The sequence below is a fragment of the Enterococcus hailinensis genome (assembly GCF_045862035.1).
Taxonomy (GTDB): domain Bacteria; phylum Bacillota; class Bacilli; order Lactobacillales; family Enterococcaceae; genus Enterococcus_A; species Enterococcus_A hailinensis.
The window spans coordinates 234,286-248,875 of the sequence record NZ_BAAFRV010000002.1; the positions used below are offsets into that span (position 1 = coordinate 234,286).

Below are 14,590 nucleotides of genomic sequence, written 5' to 3' on the forward strand. Positions count from 1 at the left end.
CACTCCTTGTTATAGATTTGCTTTAGTATAGCTGATAGTTCATATTAAGAGAATTAAATGAAAAAATTTTTATCAAGCGGGAAAAACTAAAAATAGGTGTTTCATGTGAAACATTTTAATCGTTTTATACAATCATATATCTGATTTTTCAGTTGGTAAAGCGAGTGTTTGCAATAGATTACGCAATTCTGTGACAGGGATCTGTCCTGGGGCAGAAGCAGTCCTTATAGAACCAAATGTTGCTACTGATCCAAATGTATGCCCAGCAATACGACTAATCATTCCTAAATCGCCCATAGACATAGTGATTAAAGGACATTTTGCATAATTTTCAAACATGTCACGAGTAGCATCTAATAAGGTTAAAACATCTTTTCTAGTATTTGGCATAACAGCTATTTTACAAATATCTGCTCCTTTATCCTGCATCTGTCTTAATCGAGAAATGATTTCTTCTTTTGAAGGGGTACTATCGAAATCATGATTGCATAAAATAACTTTTATATTTTTTTTGTGTGCTAAGTTTATTGTCTTTTTTATGTTTTCAGCAGGCATAAATAACTCTAAATCAATCAAATCTGCTGCCCCCTCATTGATCAACACGCGATAAAGCTCAAAATACGCATCATTACTTAATTCTAGTTCTCCCCCTTCTTTATGGGTACGGAAAGTTATAAGTAAAGGTTTGTCGATTATTTTTCGTAAAGTATGAGAAACGTTAGCAACGATTTTTGGCTGTTTTACATCTTCAAAAAAATCAATTCGCCATTCTATAAGATCACAATTTGACTGACAAACTTCTTTTGCATCACTTATTAACTGATTTTTAGTCGCAGCTATTAAGGGAACGATTATCTTAGGTAATCCTTCTCCAAGAGTTACATCGTTTATAGTTAGGGTATTCATTTAGACACCTCTGATTTCAAATTAGGTTTTATAACTATTTGCTATAGAATATTTTATTATTGTACTGTACGTATGAATCTTTGACACTAATTAATTACTGAATACAAAAAATAAAATTTGTTCAAAAAGTAACAATCTAAGCGTTTTCTCCAACGCCGTGATTGTTAAAAAATCACTAATTAGACATATTGTTAAAAAAAACGTCTATTTAAAAGCTTTTTTTAAATTACTTTAATCACAAATGGTAGGTGTAGTTTAGGCAAATTGATTAGTAGCAGTGCGATAAGAAGTTTTGTATTCTCAAATACCTGTATATATAAATATTTTAATTACCTCTATATGTAATTGGATTTTTTGCTTTAACTTGATGATAAGATATCTAGCATTAATTCTTTCTTAATCCCTTTGTGAAACATGCGTAAGCCATTGCATGAAACGCTAATTTGCGTTAAAGTAGAGGATAGTCTGTGAAACATTTTTCTGTTTCACAAAAATGAAAGGATTTCTTATGACACCAGAAGAATTTCAAGTTGAATTAGAGAAATTGGGACTCCCGCTTTCGGAGTTTCAGATGGAACAATTTGCGACTTATTTTGAATTATTAGTTGAGTGGAATCAAAAAATGAATCTTACAGCTATCACGGAACTTCAAGAAGTTTATTTGAAACACTTCTATGATTCGATTACTTTGGCTTTTTCAGATACGTTTGAGCCCCAAGGCAAATTATGTGATGTCGGTTCTGGGGCTGGATTCCCTAGTATTCCATTAAAGATTGTTTTTCCAGATTTGGAAATCACGATTGTTGATTCTTTAAACAAACGAATTACGTTTTTATCGACATTAGTTGAGGCACTAGAACTAAAAGGTGTTTCTCTTTATCATGATCGTGCGGAAACATTTGGACAAAATAAAGAATATCGTGAATCATTTGATTTCGTGACAGCTCGCGCTGTTGCCCGTCTGAATGTATTAACAGAACTTTGTGTTCCGTTAGTAAAAAAAGATGGCTATTTCTTTGCTTTAAAAGCTGCAAAAAGTGATGAGGAATTAGTCGAAGCCAAGCCAGCAATTGCATTGTTAGGTGGAAAATTGATTCAAGCTGAAGACGTCTCATTACCGAATGGTGATACTCGTCATATTATCACCATCCAGAAGAAAAAAGAGACACCAAAGAAATATCCTCGTAAACCAGGTTTGCCTAATAAGCAACCATTAAAATAATAGAAAATTTATTCATTTTTACTAAATAATCAAGGAAATTTTATGAGTAAGAAGTAGGAGGAAATCAGATGGCACGGATCATATCTGTTGCAAACCAAAAAGGCGGTGTAGGTAAAACCACCACTACTGTCAACCTAGGTGCTTGTTTAGCTTATGTCGGTAAAAAAGTCTTATTGATCGATAGTGACGCGCAAGGAAATGCTACTAGCGGATTAGGCGTACGTAAACCAGACGTGAAACAAGATATTTATGACGTTTTAGTCAATGAAGTTCCTATCAAAGAAACAATCCTTGAAACAACAAGAGAAAATTTATCGATTGTACCGGCAACATTACAATTGGCAGGTGCTGAGATTGAACTAACATCAATGATGGCGAGGGAATCCCGTTTAAAAAGTGCATTAGAAGATGTGAACGATGAGTATGATTTCATTTTGATTGATTGTCCACCTTCGTTAGGACATTTGACTATCAATGCTTTTACGGCCAGTGATGCTATTTTGATCCCTGTTCAGTGTGAGTATTATGCACTAGAAGGATTGAGCCAATTGTTGAATACCGTTCGCTTAGTTCAAAAACATTTTAATCCAGAATTAGAAATTGAAGGCGTATTGTTGACCATGTTCGATGCGCGTACGAATCTTGGCGCAGAAGTAGTAGAAGAGGTTCGACGTTATTTCCAAGAAAAAGTTTATGATACCATTATTCCTAGAAATGTTCGTTTATCTGAAGCGCCTAGTCATGGCAAGCCGATCATAGATTATGATCCTCGCTCTAAAGGTGCTGAAGTCTATCAAGCTTTAGCAAAGGAAGTGTTAGTTCGTGAGCAAAAATAAAGGTTTGGGTCGTGGAATTGATGCTTTATTTCAAGATCTTTCAGAGATCGAAGAGGTTGATGTAAAACGAGATCAAGTAGTTGAGCTTCCATTGAGTGATTTACGTCCTAACCCGTACCAACCACGTAAATCTTTTGACGAAAACAGCTTACAAGAATTAGCGAATTCGATTGAACAATCTGGTGTCTTTCAGCCGATCATTGTTAGAAAATCAGCAGTAAAAGGTTACGAGCTTATTGCGGGTGAACGACGTTTCAGAGCTTCTAAATTAGCGGGTAAAGAAACAGTTCCAGCTATTATTCGTGAATTTGATGAAGAAGCAATGATGCAGATTGCTGTATTAGAAAACTTGCAACGAGAAGATTTAAATCCGTTAGAAGAAGCAGAAGCTTACGAGATGCTGATGAAAAATCTGAAATTGACACAGGCGGATGTTGCGAACCGACTAGGAAAAAGCCGTCCCTATATCGCGAATTATTTACGCCTATTGACATTACCTAAATTGGTAAAAGAAATGGTCCAAGATGAACGTTTATCGATGGGACAAGCCCGTACATTATTAGGATTAAAGAAAAAAGATCAAATTCTAAAATTAGCTAATCGAGCAGTGAAAGAAAATCTAACCGTTCGTCAATTAGAACAAATCGTTAGTGAATACAATGAAGGAAAAGCTAAGGACAAGAAAAAAGGTCCACGTTTGACTAAGGAAAAACCTTATTACTTAAGAGAAAGCGAAGATCGATTAATGGATAAATTTGGTACGGGTGTCGAAATCGTTGAAAAAGACGGCAAAGGAAAAATTGCAATTGAATATTTGTCGCCTTCTGATTTGACACGTATCCTAGATATCTTAAATATCCATTTCGATGAGTCTTAAAATAATTAATCACATACAATCCAATGTTATAATTCGATTGTTGTGATCTATAACGAGCTAGAGGAGGATTTACCAGATGTATGATTTAGGTGATATCGTAGAAATGAAAAAACCTCATGCCTGTCAGACAAATCGCTGGGAAATTATTCGCATGGGTGCTGATATAAAAATCAAGTGTGTTAATTGCGGACATATTGTAATGATGACACGTCGTGATTTTGATAAAAAAATGAAAAAAGTCCTTGTTAAAAAAGAGGATTAGCCGTAAGAATAAGCTAAATTAATAGAGAAAGAGTGAAGTAAATTATGGCCTTAACAGCCGGAATCGTAGGCTTACCAAACGTCGGTAAGTCAACTTTGTTTAATGCAATTACTAAAGCGGGGGCAGAAGCTGCTAATTATCCCTTTGCTACAATCGATCCCAATGTAGGAATGGTAGAAGTTCCAGATTGGCGTCTAGAACGTTTGACAGAGCTAGTTCAACCTAAAAAAACAGTTCCAACTACTTTTGAATTTACTGATATTGCTGGAATCGTCAAAGGTGCTAGCAAAGGTGAAGGTTTAGGGAACCAATTCTTAAGTCATATTCGACAAGTTGATGCTATTTGTCATGTTGTTCGTTGTTTCGATAATGAAAACATTACACACGTAGAAGGTCGTGTGGACCCGTTAGAAGACATCGAAACGATCAATTTAGAATTAGTTTTAGCTGATTTAGACTCTGTAAATAAACGTTATACTCGCGTGGCAAAAGTTGCAAGAACGAAAGAAAAAAATGCAGTCGCTGAACTAGCAGTTTTAGATAAATTAAAACCTGTGTTAGAAGAAGGCCAATCTGCTCGCACGATTGAATTTACAGAAGATGAACAACAAATTGTCAAAGGTCTGTTCCTGTTAACAAGCAAACCTGTTTTATACGTAGCTAATGTAGATGAAGATACTGTAGCCGATCCTGAAAGCAACAACTATGTTCAAACTGTTCGTAATTTTGCAGCAAGTGAACACTCAGAAGTGATCGTTGTGTGCGCAGAAGCAGAAGAAGAGATTGCTGAATTAGAAGAAGAGGACAAAGCTGAATTCTTAGAAGCAATGGGAATTGAAGAATCAGGCTTAGATCAATTGATTCGTACAGCTTATGATCTATTAGGTTTGGCTACTTACTTCACTGCAGGTGAACAAGAAGTTCGTGCTTGGACATTCCGCAAAGGGATGAAGGCTCCTCAAGCAGCGGGGATCATTCATACTGATTTTGAGCGCGGATTCATTCGTGCAGAAACTGTTTCTTTTGAAGACTTAAATAAATATGGCAGTATGCACGCAGCAAAAGAAGCTGGACGTGTAAGACTGGAAGGAAAAGATTATGTTGTTCAAGACGGCGATGTAATGTTATTCCGTTTCAACGTTTAGGGAGGAAATAAGATGGAGTTAGAAAAGTTGCAAGCTTTGAGTTTAGAGAATGATCAGCTTGAAGAGAAATTGACTAAACGAAATGAACAATATATTTTTGACTTAAAAAAAGCGTTAAGAGCGGCAAATTTATCAAATGAACAGATGACGCTTGCTTTAAATGAAATGCTTCCGACATTAGTTGAGGAGCAAAAGACAGGAAAGACGGCTCGTCAATTATTTGGGACTGTCTCAGAACGATTAGAATACATCGTCGATAAACCTGTAGAACAAAAGAAATCTTCTACTGCTTCTTTAATGTGGTTAGATAACTTCTTATTGTTGTTTGGTTTATTAGGGATCGTTTCAGGAATTATGGGATTATTTGTTCCACGTGGAACACAAGCAGTAACTTATGGTTTGACCGCTTTGGTTATTGCCTCAGCTGTTGGTGGTCTAGTCTTTTATATGATGTATTTGTTTGTTTATCAATATGAACAACCAGGTGCAGACAAATCAAAGAAACCAAAAACATGGAAAACGATCGTTATGTTAGGTTCAGTGACACTCGTATGGTTCTTAGTCTTCAATGGCGCGGCGTTGTTGCCACAGTCATTAAACCCGATTCTTGATCCAATGGTGTTAGTAGTGTTGTCGGCATTGGCATTAGCTGCTCGTTATTACTTGAAGAAACGCTTTGGAATTATCAGTAGCTTAGCAACTGCTCCACGTAAATAAAAAAATAAGGGTCTCCTCATTATGAGGAGACCCTTATTTTTTTATTTTTTTGCTTGGGCAATCATCTTAGCCATTGCTTGTTGTTGATATTCAGCAGTAGCTTGTTTGATCACTTTTTGTTGTTCGGCTTGATCCATTTTAGGATTTTTCATCATAGCAGCTTTCACTTGTTCTTGAACATAAGCTTTAGCTTCTGTTTCCATCGTAGCTTTTTGATCTTCTGCTAATTTAGCGAGTTTTTTTGCTTGTGTCGTACTTAAAACGACCCAATCTTTTTCAACGCTAAAAGTATTTTTTTCTTTAACTAGCTGACGATCTTTGCTAGAAAGACTAAACCATAATTTGGCAGTATCATTTGTATAAACCCAATAAGTCTTTTTAGTTTCTAATTGTGATTTTGTTTGATTTTCTTTGACTACATTTGTTACATGTTCAGTCCCAGTTGTTTTTGCTTTTTTCTGAGCTTCATTTGTTTTATAGATATAAACTTTTTCAGTACCATTACCTAATGGTTGATAAAGTAACATATTCATATTTTTATTATCAGCACTTGAAGTTAGAGCTTGTGTGGTTGTATCAGTTACTTTTTTCATCCCATAGTGGTAATGGTCATTAGCAGTAATTAGACATAAACTAACAATAAAAAGTAGCGCAAAAACAATTGAAAGAGCAGTATGCCACATTTTTTTCGCAAATATATTGGTTAAAGCAAATGCTAAAACACTAATAATTGTTACGGCAAAAATCATTTTGCAACGCCTCCTTCAACTTTTTTATTCGCCTTTAAGAAGAAGGTGATAAAGAATCCAATAATACTAAAGATGACAGCTACATAAAAAGCTGCATGGTAACCAGATAGAGTAGCATTAATAGCTTGATCTTTATAGGTTAAAGGTAATTCCTTTAATAAACTTGCTTTTGGTAGATTATCTTTTGTAACATTAGTCAACACGCTAATTAGAATGGCTGTACCGATAGAACTAGCAACTTGACGGAAAGTGTTATTTACAGCAGTACCGTGACTGATTAAGTTCATTGGTAAAGCGTTCATACCTGAAGTTGTGACTGGCATCATGACCATTGAAATACCAAACATACGAATAGCATACAGGATAACGATCATTGTTACTGGTGTATCTTTTGTTAAGAATGCAAAAGGTAGAGTAGCAGCAGTTAAAATCAACATACCGCCGATTGCCAAACGTTTTGCCCCATGTTTATCAAAAATTGCACCAGTAATCGGCATCATAAGCCCCATAACTAAAGCACCTGGTAATAACATTAAGCCAGAATGGAAAGCTGATTCGCCACGAATGTTTTGAATATATAATGGTAAAACCATTTCAGCTCCAACCATTGCCATGTTTACAACACCACTTAAGATCGCGGCAATTGTAAATACTGGAGACTTGAATACGCGTAACTCTAAGAAAGGTTGTTCTAAATGTAGTTGGCGCCATACGAATAAACCAATTACGACGATCCCAACAATTAGGAAGCTGATTACTTTCACGCTACCCCAACCGTCATTACCGACTGAAGAGAAGCCATAAAGCAAGCTACCGAAACCTGCAGTCGATAAGAAAGCAGAAAGTACATCGATACTTGGATTAGATAATTGGATAACGCTTTTCATTAAGAAAGCAGCTAGAACCAATACTAGGACTACAATCGGAATAACCATACCGAAAAGATCACGCCAAGTATAATTGTCGATGATCCAACCTGAAAGAGTAGGCCCTAATGCGGGAGCTAATCCGATAACTACACCAGCCATACCCATAGCTGCTCCGCGTTTTTCAGGCGGGAAGATAGAAAGCATAATATTTTGTAGAAGTGGCATTGAGATCCCAACACCTGCTGCTTGTACTAAACGTCCAATTAATAAAGTAGAAAAGTTTGGTGCTACAAAACAAGTGATCGTACCAATCAAAAAGATGATCATAGCAGTAATATAGAGACGTTTTGAACTGAATTTATTGATTAACCAGGCACTGATGGGAATCATGATCCCATTTACCAATAAAAATCCAGTAGTCAGCCATTGGACGCTAGAAGCAGATATATCAAAAGCTTTCATTAGAGTTGGAAATGCTGTTGTTAATAGTGTTTGGTTGAGCACTGTACAGAAGGTTCCGATTAATAGCACAGCGACTAGTAAGGAACGGTTGTAAGGCTTACCGTAAATATCGACCGTTTGTTTATTACTCACGATCTAACGCCTTCTTTCTTTTTTTGAAATTTTCTGAAACAACGAATGTCCGATAGCTACTTTACCGCTGTTTTTATTTTTTGTCAACTTGCTTGACATAAACGTCAACGAAAGTATAATTATTTGATGAAGAGAGGGATCTGTCTTGAAGAAAAATAAAGTCCAACATCTCATAGAAAGTGATGAATTCGTAGTAGGAATTAGTGAATTAAGTAAAATGACGGGTGTTTCTCCACGTCAGATTCGCTATTGGGAACAAAAGGGATACATTCGTTCAACGGGTGAAAAAAGTGGAAATCGTAAATTTAAGTTACCGATGGTCGTTAAAGTAGAAATGATCAAACTTTTTTTAGATGAAGGGTATACGCTGACAGTAGCAGTAACAAAAGCCTGTGAACGCCAAGAAAATATCCATCAAGCTAAACTTATTTTGCGCGATACATTCAAAAGTATTGAAAAAATTGCTGATCGCTATCTTGTTATTCATTTAGATGACTTTAAAAATCGAGCAGGATTTTATTTGATTCGAGATATAGAGACCGAGGATGTCACTTATCAAATTATTGAGAGTGAAACAGAGATATCTGAATCAATTATCAAAACATGGTTCCTTAATAATTAAATAAGGGTTAGATGAGGATTTAAACGTAAGTTATTGACTTAAATCAGCCATTCTGTTAAGTTTTTTATTAAAAATAATTCTGAGGAGTGGTAACGAATAATGTCTAATTGGGAAACGAAATTTGCGAAAAAAGGTTTGACGTTTGATGATGTATTATTGATTCCAGCTGAGAGTCACGTATTGCCAAATGATGTGGATATGAGTGTACAACTGGCTAAAAATATCAAATTGAACATTCCGTTAATGAGTGCAAGTATGGATACTGTAACAGATAGTAAAATGGCGATTGCGATGGCCCGTCAAGGTGGTCTTGGAGTTATCCATAAAAATATGAGTATCGCTGCCCAAGCAGATGAGGTTCGTAAAGTAAAACGGTCAGAAAGTGGTGTCATTATTGATCCATTTTTCTTAACTCCGGAACATAAAGTCCAAGATGCAGAAAAATTAATGGCCCGCTACCGTATCAGTGGTGTGCCTATCGTTGAAACATTAGAAAATCGTAAATTAGTAGGCATCATTACAAATCGCGATATGCGTTTTGTGACGGACTATGAAATGGCGATTGATGAAGTAATGACTAAAGACGGTTTAGTAACTGCTCCCGTTGGAACAAAACTGAAAGATGCAGAAAAGATTCTTCAAAAACATAAAATTGAAAAATTACCGATCGTAGATGAAGAAGGCCGTTTAAGTGGCTTGATTACGATCAAAGACATCGAAAAAGTGATTGAATTCCCCAATGCTGCGAAAGATGAACATGGCCGTTTGTTAGTGGCTGCAGCAGTTGGTGTTACGAGTGATACTTTTGAACGTTCAGAAGCTTTGTTAGAAGCTGGGGCTGACGCAATCGTGATCGATACTGCTCATGGTCATAGTGCAGGTGTTTTACGAAAAATTCGTGAAATTCGCGAAACCTTCCCAGAGGCGACTTTGATTGCTGGAAATATCGCAACTGCTGAGGGTGCCAAAGCTTTATACGATGCTGGTGTCGATGTAGTTAAAGTAGGTATTGGACCAGGATCTATCTGTACGACACGTGTAGTTGCAGGGGTCGGTGTTCCTCAATTAACAGCGATTTATGATGCTGCTTCTGTTGCTCGTCAATATGGAAAAGCAATTATTGCTGATGGTGGGATTAAGTATTCTGGCGATATCGTTAAAGCTTTAGCAGCAGGTGGTTATGCAGTTATGCTAGGCTCAATGTTAGCTGGAACAGACGAATCTCCAGGTGAGTTTGAAATCTATCAAGGTCGTCGCTTTAAAACATACCGAGGTATGGGTTCACTAGGCGCGATGGAAAAAGGTTCGAGTGATCGTTACTTCCAAAGTGGGGTCAACGAAGCGAATAAATTAGTTCCTGAAGGAATTGAAGGTCGTGTAGCCTATAAAGGGACTGCGGCAGATATCATTTTCCAAATGATCGGCGGACTGAAAGCTGGTATGGGTTATGTTGGAGCAGCAAACTTGGAAAGCTTACGTGAGAATGCACAATTTGTTCAAATGAGTGGCAATGGTTTGAAAGAATCTCATCCACATGATGTTCAAATCACGAAAGAAGCACCAAACTATTCGGTAGAACAATAAAAGTAAAAAAAGACAGTCATTTGACTGTCTTTTTTCTTTACTATAAATCAAAGTAAAAGTAGTGATTCTTAGTTAGTCTTTTTAATAACTTTTTCATTACCCATATAAGGAACTAAAGCATCCGGAATTGTAACTGTTCCATCTTCGTTTTGATAATTTTCTAGAATAGCAGTGACAGTACGGCCAACAGCTAAACCAGAGCCATTTAAAGTATGGGCGTATTGTACTTTTCCATCTTCATCGCGGTAACGAATCATTGCTCGACGTGCTTGGAAATCTTCACAGTTAGAGCATGAACTGATTTCACGGTAGGTATTTTGCGCCGGCACCCAGACTTCGATATCATACGTTTTAGCAGCAGAGAAGCCCATATCTCCAGTACATAAAGTGATTACACGATATGGTAAGCCTAATTTTTGTAGGATTGTTTCAGCGTTGTTCGTCATTTTTTCTAATTCATCATAAGAATTTTCTTTGTTGCTGAATTTTACCATTTCTACTTTGTGGAATTGATGCAGACGAATCAAGCCACGAGTATCGCGACCGGCACTTCCAGCTTCAGAACGGAAAGAAGGTGAAAGGGCAGTGAAGTAAATTGGTAGATCTTTGCCTTCTAAGATTTCATCAGCATAATAATTGGTCAATGGCACTTCAGCAGTTGGAATTAACGTTAAATCGCGACCTTCTATTTGAAAGACATCTTCTTTAAATTTAGGAAATTGACCTGTGCCAAACATTGATTTGCTGTTTACCAAATAAGGAGTAATCATTTCTGTATAACCTTGTTCGTAGATATGTTCATCTAGCATAAAGTTGTAAACAGCGCGTTCTAATCGAGCGCCCAAACCTTTGTAATAAACAAAGCGGCTACCGGAAACTTTTGCCCCACGCTCAAAGTCTAGAATATCTAGGTCTTCAGCTACTTCCCAATGTGGGCGAGGTTCAAAATCAAAATCGCGTGGTGTACTCCAACGACGGACTTCTACGTTATCATCTTCATCAGCACCGACAGGAACAGAATCATGAGGAAGATTAGGTAAAGTTGTAGCAATTTCAGTTAACTGTGCATCGATAGCAGCCACTTGTGCATCAAAATCTTTAATTTTAACACCGACTTCTTTCATTTCAGCAATTTTATCAGCCGCATCATTTTTTTCACGCTTTAATTGTGCAATTTCATTTGATACATCATTCCGATATTTTTTTAACTCTTCTGTTTTAACTAATAATTGACGACGTTGTTCGTCTAGTTCTAAGAAGCGTTTTAAAATTTCTTCTTTAACACCACGTGTGACTAATTTGTCTTTTACTTCGGTAAAATTGTTACGAATCATTTTTACATCTAGCATATTTTTTCCTCCTTTAAAATAAAAAAACACCGTCTCATCCCGTAAATAGGGACGAAACAGTGTTGAATTTCGCGGTACCACCCAAATTCAGCATAGTAGCTGCACTTGAAAGACGATTATCGACGTCACCCGGTTCTTCTTTCGAAAAACGCAGATTATGAAACTGGATTTCCTTAGGTTGTTTTGTTGATTCTCACCAGCCATCAACTCTCTAAAAAAACAAACGTAAGTACTTGGTTTCCTGCATTTCTTATTAAGCTTAGTATAAGCAATCAAAAAATTAAAGTCAATGATTATCTGGAAGGGTCTTCACTTGGTTTTTATACAGTGGCAAGTGAATGATAAAAGAGGTCCACTCTTTATTAGACTGTGCATAGATATAGCCACCATGTAGATTGATAATATTTTGAGCAATAGCCAAACCTAACCCGGTACCGCTAATTTCTTGAGAGCGAGATTCGTCGACCCGATAAAAGCGATCAAATAATTGATCTAACGCTTCACGGGGGATTTCTTTTCCATTGTTTCTAACTGTTACAACAGCTTCATTCTTAGTTTTTTCGATTTCAATCAAGATTTTATCGGCATCAGTTCCGTATTTGAACGCATTTGTAATCAAATTATTGAAGACACGGACTAACTTTTCTGTGTCACCATCCATGATTAAATATGGCTCTTGGGTCTCAACTAATATTTGGATATTCTTTTTTTTTGCTTCTAATTCAAAGTCAGCCGCTAACTGTTCTAATAACTGAACCATATCAAAAGAAACGGTATTCACAGGGACAGATGGCTGCCGGACTTTAGAGTATTCAAAAAGATCTTCGACTAGCGACTTCATCTGTTTAGCCTTATTGTAGGCAATGCTAGTGTATTTAAGTAATTCATCAGGGTTTTGATACTGTCCATCTTCAATCAGCCCTAAATAGCCAATGATTGAAGTCAATGGGGTACGTATATCATGACTGACATTGGTAATTAATTCATCTTTTGATTTTTCAATCGCTCGTTCATCTTCAATGGCAGCAACAGTACTGTCAACTAATCCATTAATGCTATCAACGACTTTACTAAGGTCACCACGAAGCTCAAAAGGAATCCGGTAATCATAGTTACCATTAGCAATGTAATGCAATTCGTTAATGATATGTCGTAGCTGCATTTGACGATAACGACGAATCAACCGCCAAAAAATAATTAAGGCATCAATTACAATGAAAAAGGGAATAACAAAATTGCGTCCACTCCAAAAAATATCACTACCTAAATTGTTAGCAAAAATATTTTTTGATCGGTAGATAGCATCGGATAAGTCAGGCGAATTATTTAGCATTTGGCTAAAAAGAACCATAATTGCAACATTTAATAGAAGCAACAAGATAACGGTAACGATTCCTTCCGCAATTAATTCACTGACTTCCTTTGATGTAAGAGTGATTCTTTTTTTTTTCTCGATTTTATTTTGCATCAATCTTATAACCCACACCCCAAACCGTTTGAATCACTTTTTCTCCATTTGTAGCTTCTTCGATTTTATCCCGTAGATGACTTACATGTACCATAACTGTTTTAGCAGATACAATACTTTCTTGTTTCCACACACGTTCAAAAATTTCATCAGCACTGAAAACACGGTTAGGGTGGCTGGCTAATAAATACAAAATTCCAAATTCTAAAGCTGTCAATTGGATCTCTTTTCCATCTATTGTTTTAACTTCATGAGAATCCTTATTGATGATCAATGATTGGATCTCTAAAATATCTGGTTGATCTTCGGCTACTTGCATCTTTGTACGACGCAACAAAGATTTTACTCGAGCCATCACTTCTAAAGGATTAAACGGTTTTGTAACATAATCGTCAGCTCCGGCGACCAGACCTTTGATTTTGTCCATATCGGTAGTTTTTGCGGTTAGCATGATAATCGGGATTTGAGATTCTTTTCTAAGTTCTTTAACGACTTGCATACCATCCATAACTGGCATCATAATATCTAATAGAAGTAAGTCAATATCATTTGCTGTTCTAAGTTTACTCAAAGCCTCTTTTCCATCATAGGCTTTAATAACCTCATAGCCTTCATTATGCAAGTAAATACTTAATAGTTCGACAATTTCTTTATCGTCATCTGCAACTAATACTTTCATATGGTGTTCCTCCGTCCGTATAAATAAATGGTACTACGCCTCATTTTACCAAAGAAATCTATAGAAGGCGAAAAACAACGCTACGAGTTAATGAAAAATCAAAAATAAAATACCAAAAAATTCGATTTTAAACTTAATTTACACTAGTATTTTTCAAAAAAAACGAACAAAAAAACATAAATTATATTTATTCATCGTGTTTGAGAAAAATGAATAAATTGCGTTGTTTTTGTTGACCAATCAGCTTAAAACTGATATATTATTCTATGTTCTGAAACAGTAAGTTAACATTTTGAAAACTTTTCGGAACACCTAAAATAAATATTGACAAAAAAATATTTATAAGTTAAGATAACAAAGTCGCATTAAGCAGTAATGACAATTTTAAAAACTTCTTCAAAAAAAGTTCTAAAAAATTGTTGACATTAACTTTTAAATCTGTTAAGATATAAAAGTTGCTGAAACAAAGCGACAAACAATGTAGACCTTTGAAAACTGAACGAATAAAACAAACCAAATGTGTAGAGCGTTTCTTTTAATAGAAACAAACAAAACATAGCAAGCAATATGCTAGCAAGTCAATTTTTAAAATTGAGCTTAACAATCGCAAGATTGTTTCAAACACTTTTTATGAGAGTTTGATCCTGGCTCAGGACGAACGCTGGCGGCGTGCCTAATACATGCAAGTCGAACGCTTTTTCTTTCACCGGA

14 protein-coding genes, 1 rRNA gene and 1 other annotated feature are annotated in these 14,590 nt (G+C 36.1%); of the genes, 9 read left to right on the plus strand and 6 right to left on the minus strand.

All coding sequences use genetic code 11. The features are described from left to right. Positions 1–132: 132 nt before the first annotated feature. Positions 133–906, minus strand: coding sequence for a type I 3-dehydroquinate dehydratase (aroD, locus tag ACKTSC_RS02925; RefSeq protein ID WP_407856768.1), 774 nt, complete (start codon positions 904–906; stop codon positions 133–135). Between the two features lie 508 nt (positions 907–1,414). Between aroD and rsmG the strand changes: the two genes are divergently transcribed. The 6 genes from rsmG to ACKTSC_RS02955 all read left to right on the plus strand — a co-directional run bounded on the left by rsmG (position 1,415) and on the right by ACKTSC_RS02955 (position 5,965). Continuing rightward, the gene (rsmG, locus tag ACKTSC_RS02930) at positions 1,415–2,128 is read left to right on the plus strand and encodes a 16S rRNA (guanine(527)-N(7))-methyltransferase RsmG (RefSeq protein ID WP_407856769.1); all 714 of its coding nucleotides are present in this window, start codon (positions 1,415–1,417) and stop codon (positions 2,126–2,128) included. A gap of 68 nt (positions 2,129–2,196) precedes the next feature. Further along, positions 2,197–2,964 carry a ParA family protein gene (locus tag ACKTSC_RS02935; protein ID WP_332579938.1) on the plus strand — a complete coding sequence of 256 codons (768 nt, stop codon included), beginning with the start codon at positions 2,197–2,199 and terminating at the stop codon, positions 2,962–2,964. Then, entirely contained in the window at positions 2,951–3,841 is an 891-nt protein-coding gene (locus ACKTSC_RS02940) for a ParB/RepB/Spo0J family partition protein (protein WP_071858406.1), read from the plus strand. The genes ACKTSC_RS02935 and ACKTSC_RS02940 overlap by 14 nt, the downstream gene beginning before the upstream one ends. A gap of 76 nt (positions 3,842–3,917) precedes the next feature. Continuing rightward, complete coding sequence (locus tag ACKTSC_RS02945) at positions 3,918–4,103, plus strand: DUF951 domain-containing protein (protein WP_407855140.1); 186 nt, start codon at positions 3,918–3,920, stop codon at positions 4,101–4,103. 44 nt (positions 4,104–4,147) lie between these two features. Further along, a complete protein-coding gene (ychF, locus tag ACKTSC_RS02950) occupies positions 4,148–5,248 on the plus strand; it encodes a redox-regulated ATPase YchF (protein ID WP_332579941.1) in 1,101 nt (366 codons plus the stop codon). A 12-nt stretch (positions 5,249–5,260) separates the two neighbouring features. Further along, complete coding sequence (locus tag ACKTSC_RS02955) at positions 5,261–5,965, plus strand: DUF1129 domain-containing protein (protein ID WP_407855141.1); 705 nt, start codon at positions 5,261–5,263, stop codon at positions 5,963–5,965. 41 nt (positions 5,966–6,006) lie between these two features. Here the strand turns inward: ACKTSC_RS02955 and ACKTSC_RS02960 are convergent, their stop codons facing one another. After that, positions 6,007–6,714, minus strand: a complete 708-nt coding sequence (locus ACKTSC_RS02960) for a DUF4811 domain-containing protein (protein WP_332579943.1) — start codon at positions 6,712–6,714, stop codon at positions 6,007–6,009. Next, positions 6,711–8,177 (minus strand): MDR family MFS transporter, encoded by a 1,467-nt coding sequence (locus ACKTSC_RS02965; RefSeq protein ID WP_407856770.1) that lies wholly within the window; start codon positions 8,175–8,177, stop codon positions 6,711–6,713. Before ACKTSC_RS02965 ends, ACKTSC_RS02960 begins: the two co-directional genes overlap by 4 nt. A 145-nt stretch (positions 8,178–8,322) precedes the next feature. On the opposite strand from ACKTSC_RS02965, the gene ACKTSC_RS02970 reads away from it, so the two are divergent. Further along, entirely contained in the window at positions 8,323–8,799 is a 477-nt protein-coding gene (locus tag ACKTSC_RS02970) for a MerR family transcriptional regulator (protein ID WP_407855144.1), read from the plus strand. A 99-nt stretch (positions 8,800–8,898) separates the two neighbouring features. Continuing rightward, complete coding sequence (guaB, locus tag ACKTSC_RS02975) at positions 8,899–10,383, plus strand: IMP dehydrogenase (RefSeq protein ID WP_332579946.1); 1,485 nt, start codon at positions 8,899–8,901, stop codon at positions 10,381–10,383. 68 nt (positions 10,384–10,451) lie between these two features. Here the strand turns inward: guaB and serS are convergent, their stop codons facing one another. The 3 genes from serS to croR all read right to left on the minus strand — a co-directional run bounded on the left by serS (position 10,452) and on the right by croR (position 13,879). After that, complete coding sequence (gene serS, locus ACKTSC_RS02980; RefSeq protein ID WP_407856771.1) at positions 10,452–11,732, minus strand: serine--tRNA ligase; 1,281 nt, start codon at positions 11,730–11,732, stop codon at positions 10,452–10,454. 44 nt (positions 11,733–11,776) lie between these two features. Then, positions 11,777–11,988: a binding site (T-box leader), on the minus strand. A gap of 30 nt (positions 11,989–12,018) precedes the next feature. Beyond that, the gene (locus ACKTSC_RS02985) at positions 12,019–13,200 is read right to left on the minus strand and encodes a sensor histidine kinase (RefSeq protein ID WP_407856772.1); all 1,182 of its coding nucleotides are present in this window, start codon (positions 13,198–13,200) and stop codon (positions 12,019–12,021) included. Further along, positions 13,190–13,879: a response regulator transcription factor CroR gene (gene croR, locus ACKTSC_RS02990; RefSeq protein WP_332579949.1), complete on the minus strand. Its 690-nt coding sequence runs from the start codon at positions 13,877–13,879 to the stop codon at positions 13,190–13,192. Before croR ends, ACKTSC_RS02985 begins: the two co-directional genes overlap by 11 nt. A 626-nt stretch (positions 13,880–14,505) precedes the next feature. Between croR and ACKTSC_RS02995 the strand changes: the two genes are divergently transcribed. Beyond that, positions 14,506–14,590: ribosomal RNA gene (locus tag ACKTSC_RS02995) — 16S ribosomal RNA — on the plus strand; the annotation flags it as partial.

What these genes read in the sequence shown, in the direction of transcription:
- croR (WP_332579949.1), bottom strand. Translation starts at nt 13,879, where the DNA reads ATGAAAGTATTAGTTGCAGATGACGATAAAGAAATTGTCGAACTATTA.
- aroD (WP_407856768.1), bottom strand. Translation starts at nt 906, where the DNA reads ATGAATACCCTAACTATAAACGATGTAACTCTTGGAGAAGGATTACCT.
- ACKTSC_RS02935 (WP_332579938.1), top strand. Translation starts at nt 2,197, where the DNA reads ATGGCACGGATCATATCTGTTGCAAACCAAAAAGGCGGTGTAGGTAAA.
- serS (WP_407856771.1), bottom strand. Translation starts at nt 11,732, where the DNA reads ATGCTAGATGTAAAAATGATTCGTAACAATTTTACCGAAGTAAAAGAC.
- rsmG (WP_407856769.1), top strand. Translation starts at nt 1,415, where the DNA reads ATGACACCAGAAGAATTTCAAGTTGAATTAGAGAAATTGGGACTCCCG.
- ACKTSC_RS02945 (WP_407855140.1), top strand. Translation starts at nt 3,918, where the DNA reads ATGTATGATTTAGGTGATATCGTAGAAATGAAAAAACCTCATGCCTGT.
- guaB (WP_332579946.1), top strand. Translation starts at nt 8,899, where the DNA reads ATGTCTAATTGGGAAACGAAATTTGCGAAAAAAGGTTTGACGTTTGAT.
- ACKTSC_RS02985 (WP_407856772.1), bottom strand. Translation starts at nt 13,200, where the DNA reads ATGCAAAATAAAATCGAGAAAAAAAAAAGAATCACTCTTACATCAAAG.
- ACKTSC_RS02955 (WP_407855141.1), top strand. Translation starts at nt 5,261, where the DNA reads ATGGAGTTAGAAAAGTTGCAAGCTTTGAGTTTAGAGAATGATCAGCTT.
- ychF (WP_332579941.1), top strand. Translation starts at nt 4,148, where the DNA reads ATGGCCTTAACAGCCGGAATCGTAGGCTTACCAAACGTCGGTAAGTCA.
- ACKTSC_RS02960 (WP_332579943.1), bottom strand. Translation starts at nt 6,714, where the DNA reads ATGATTTTTGCCGTAACAATTATTAGTGTTTTAGCATTTGCTTTAACC.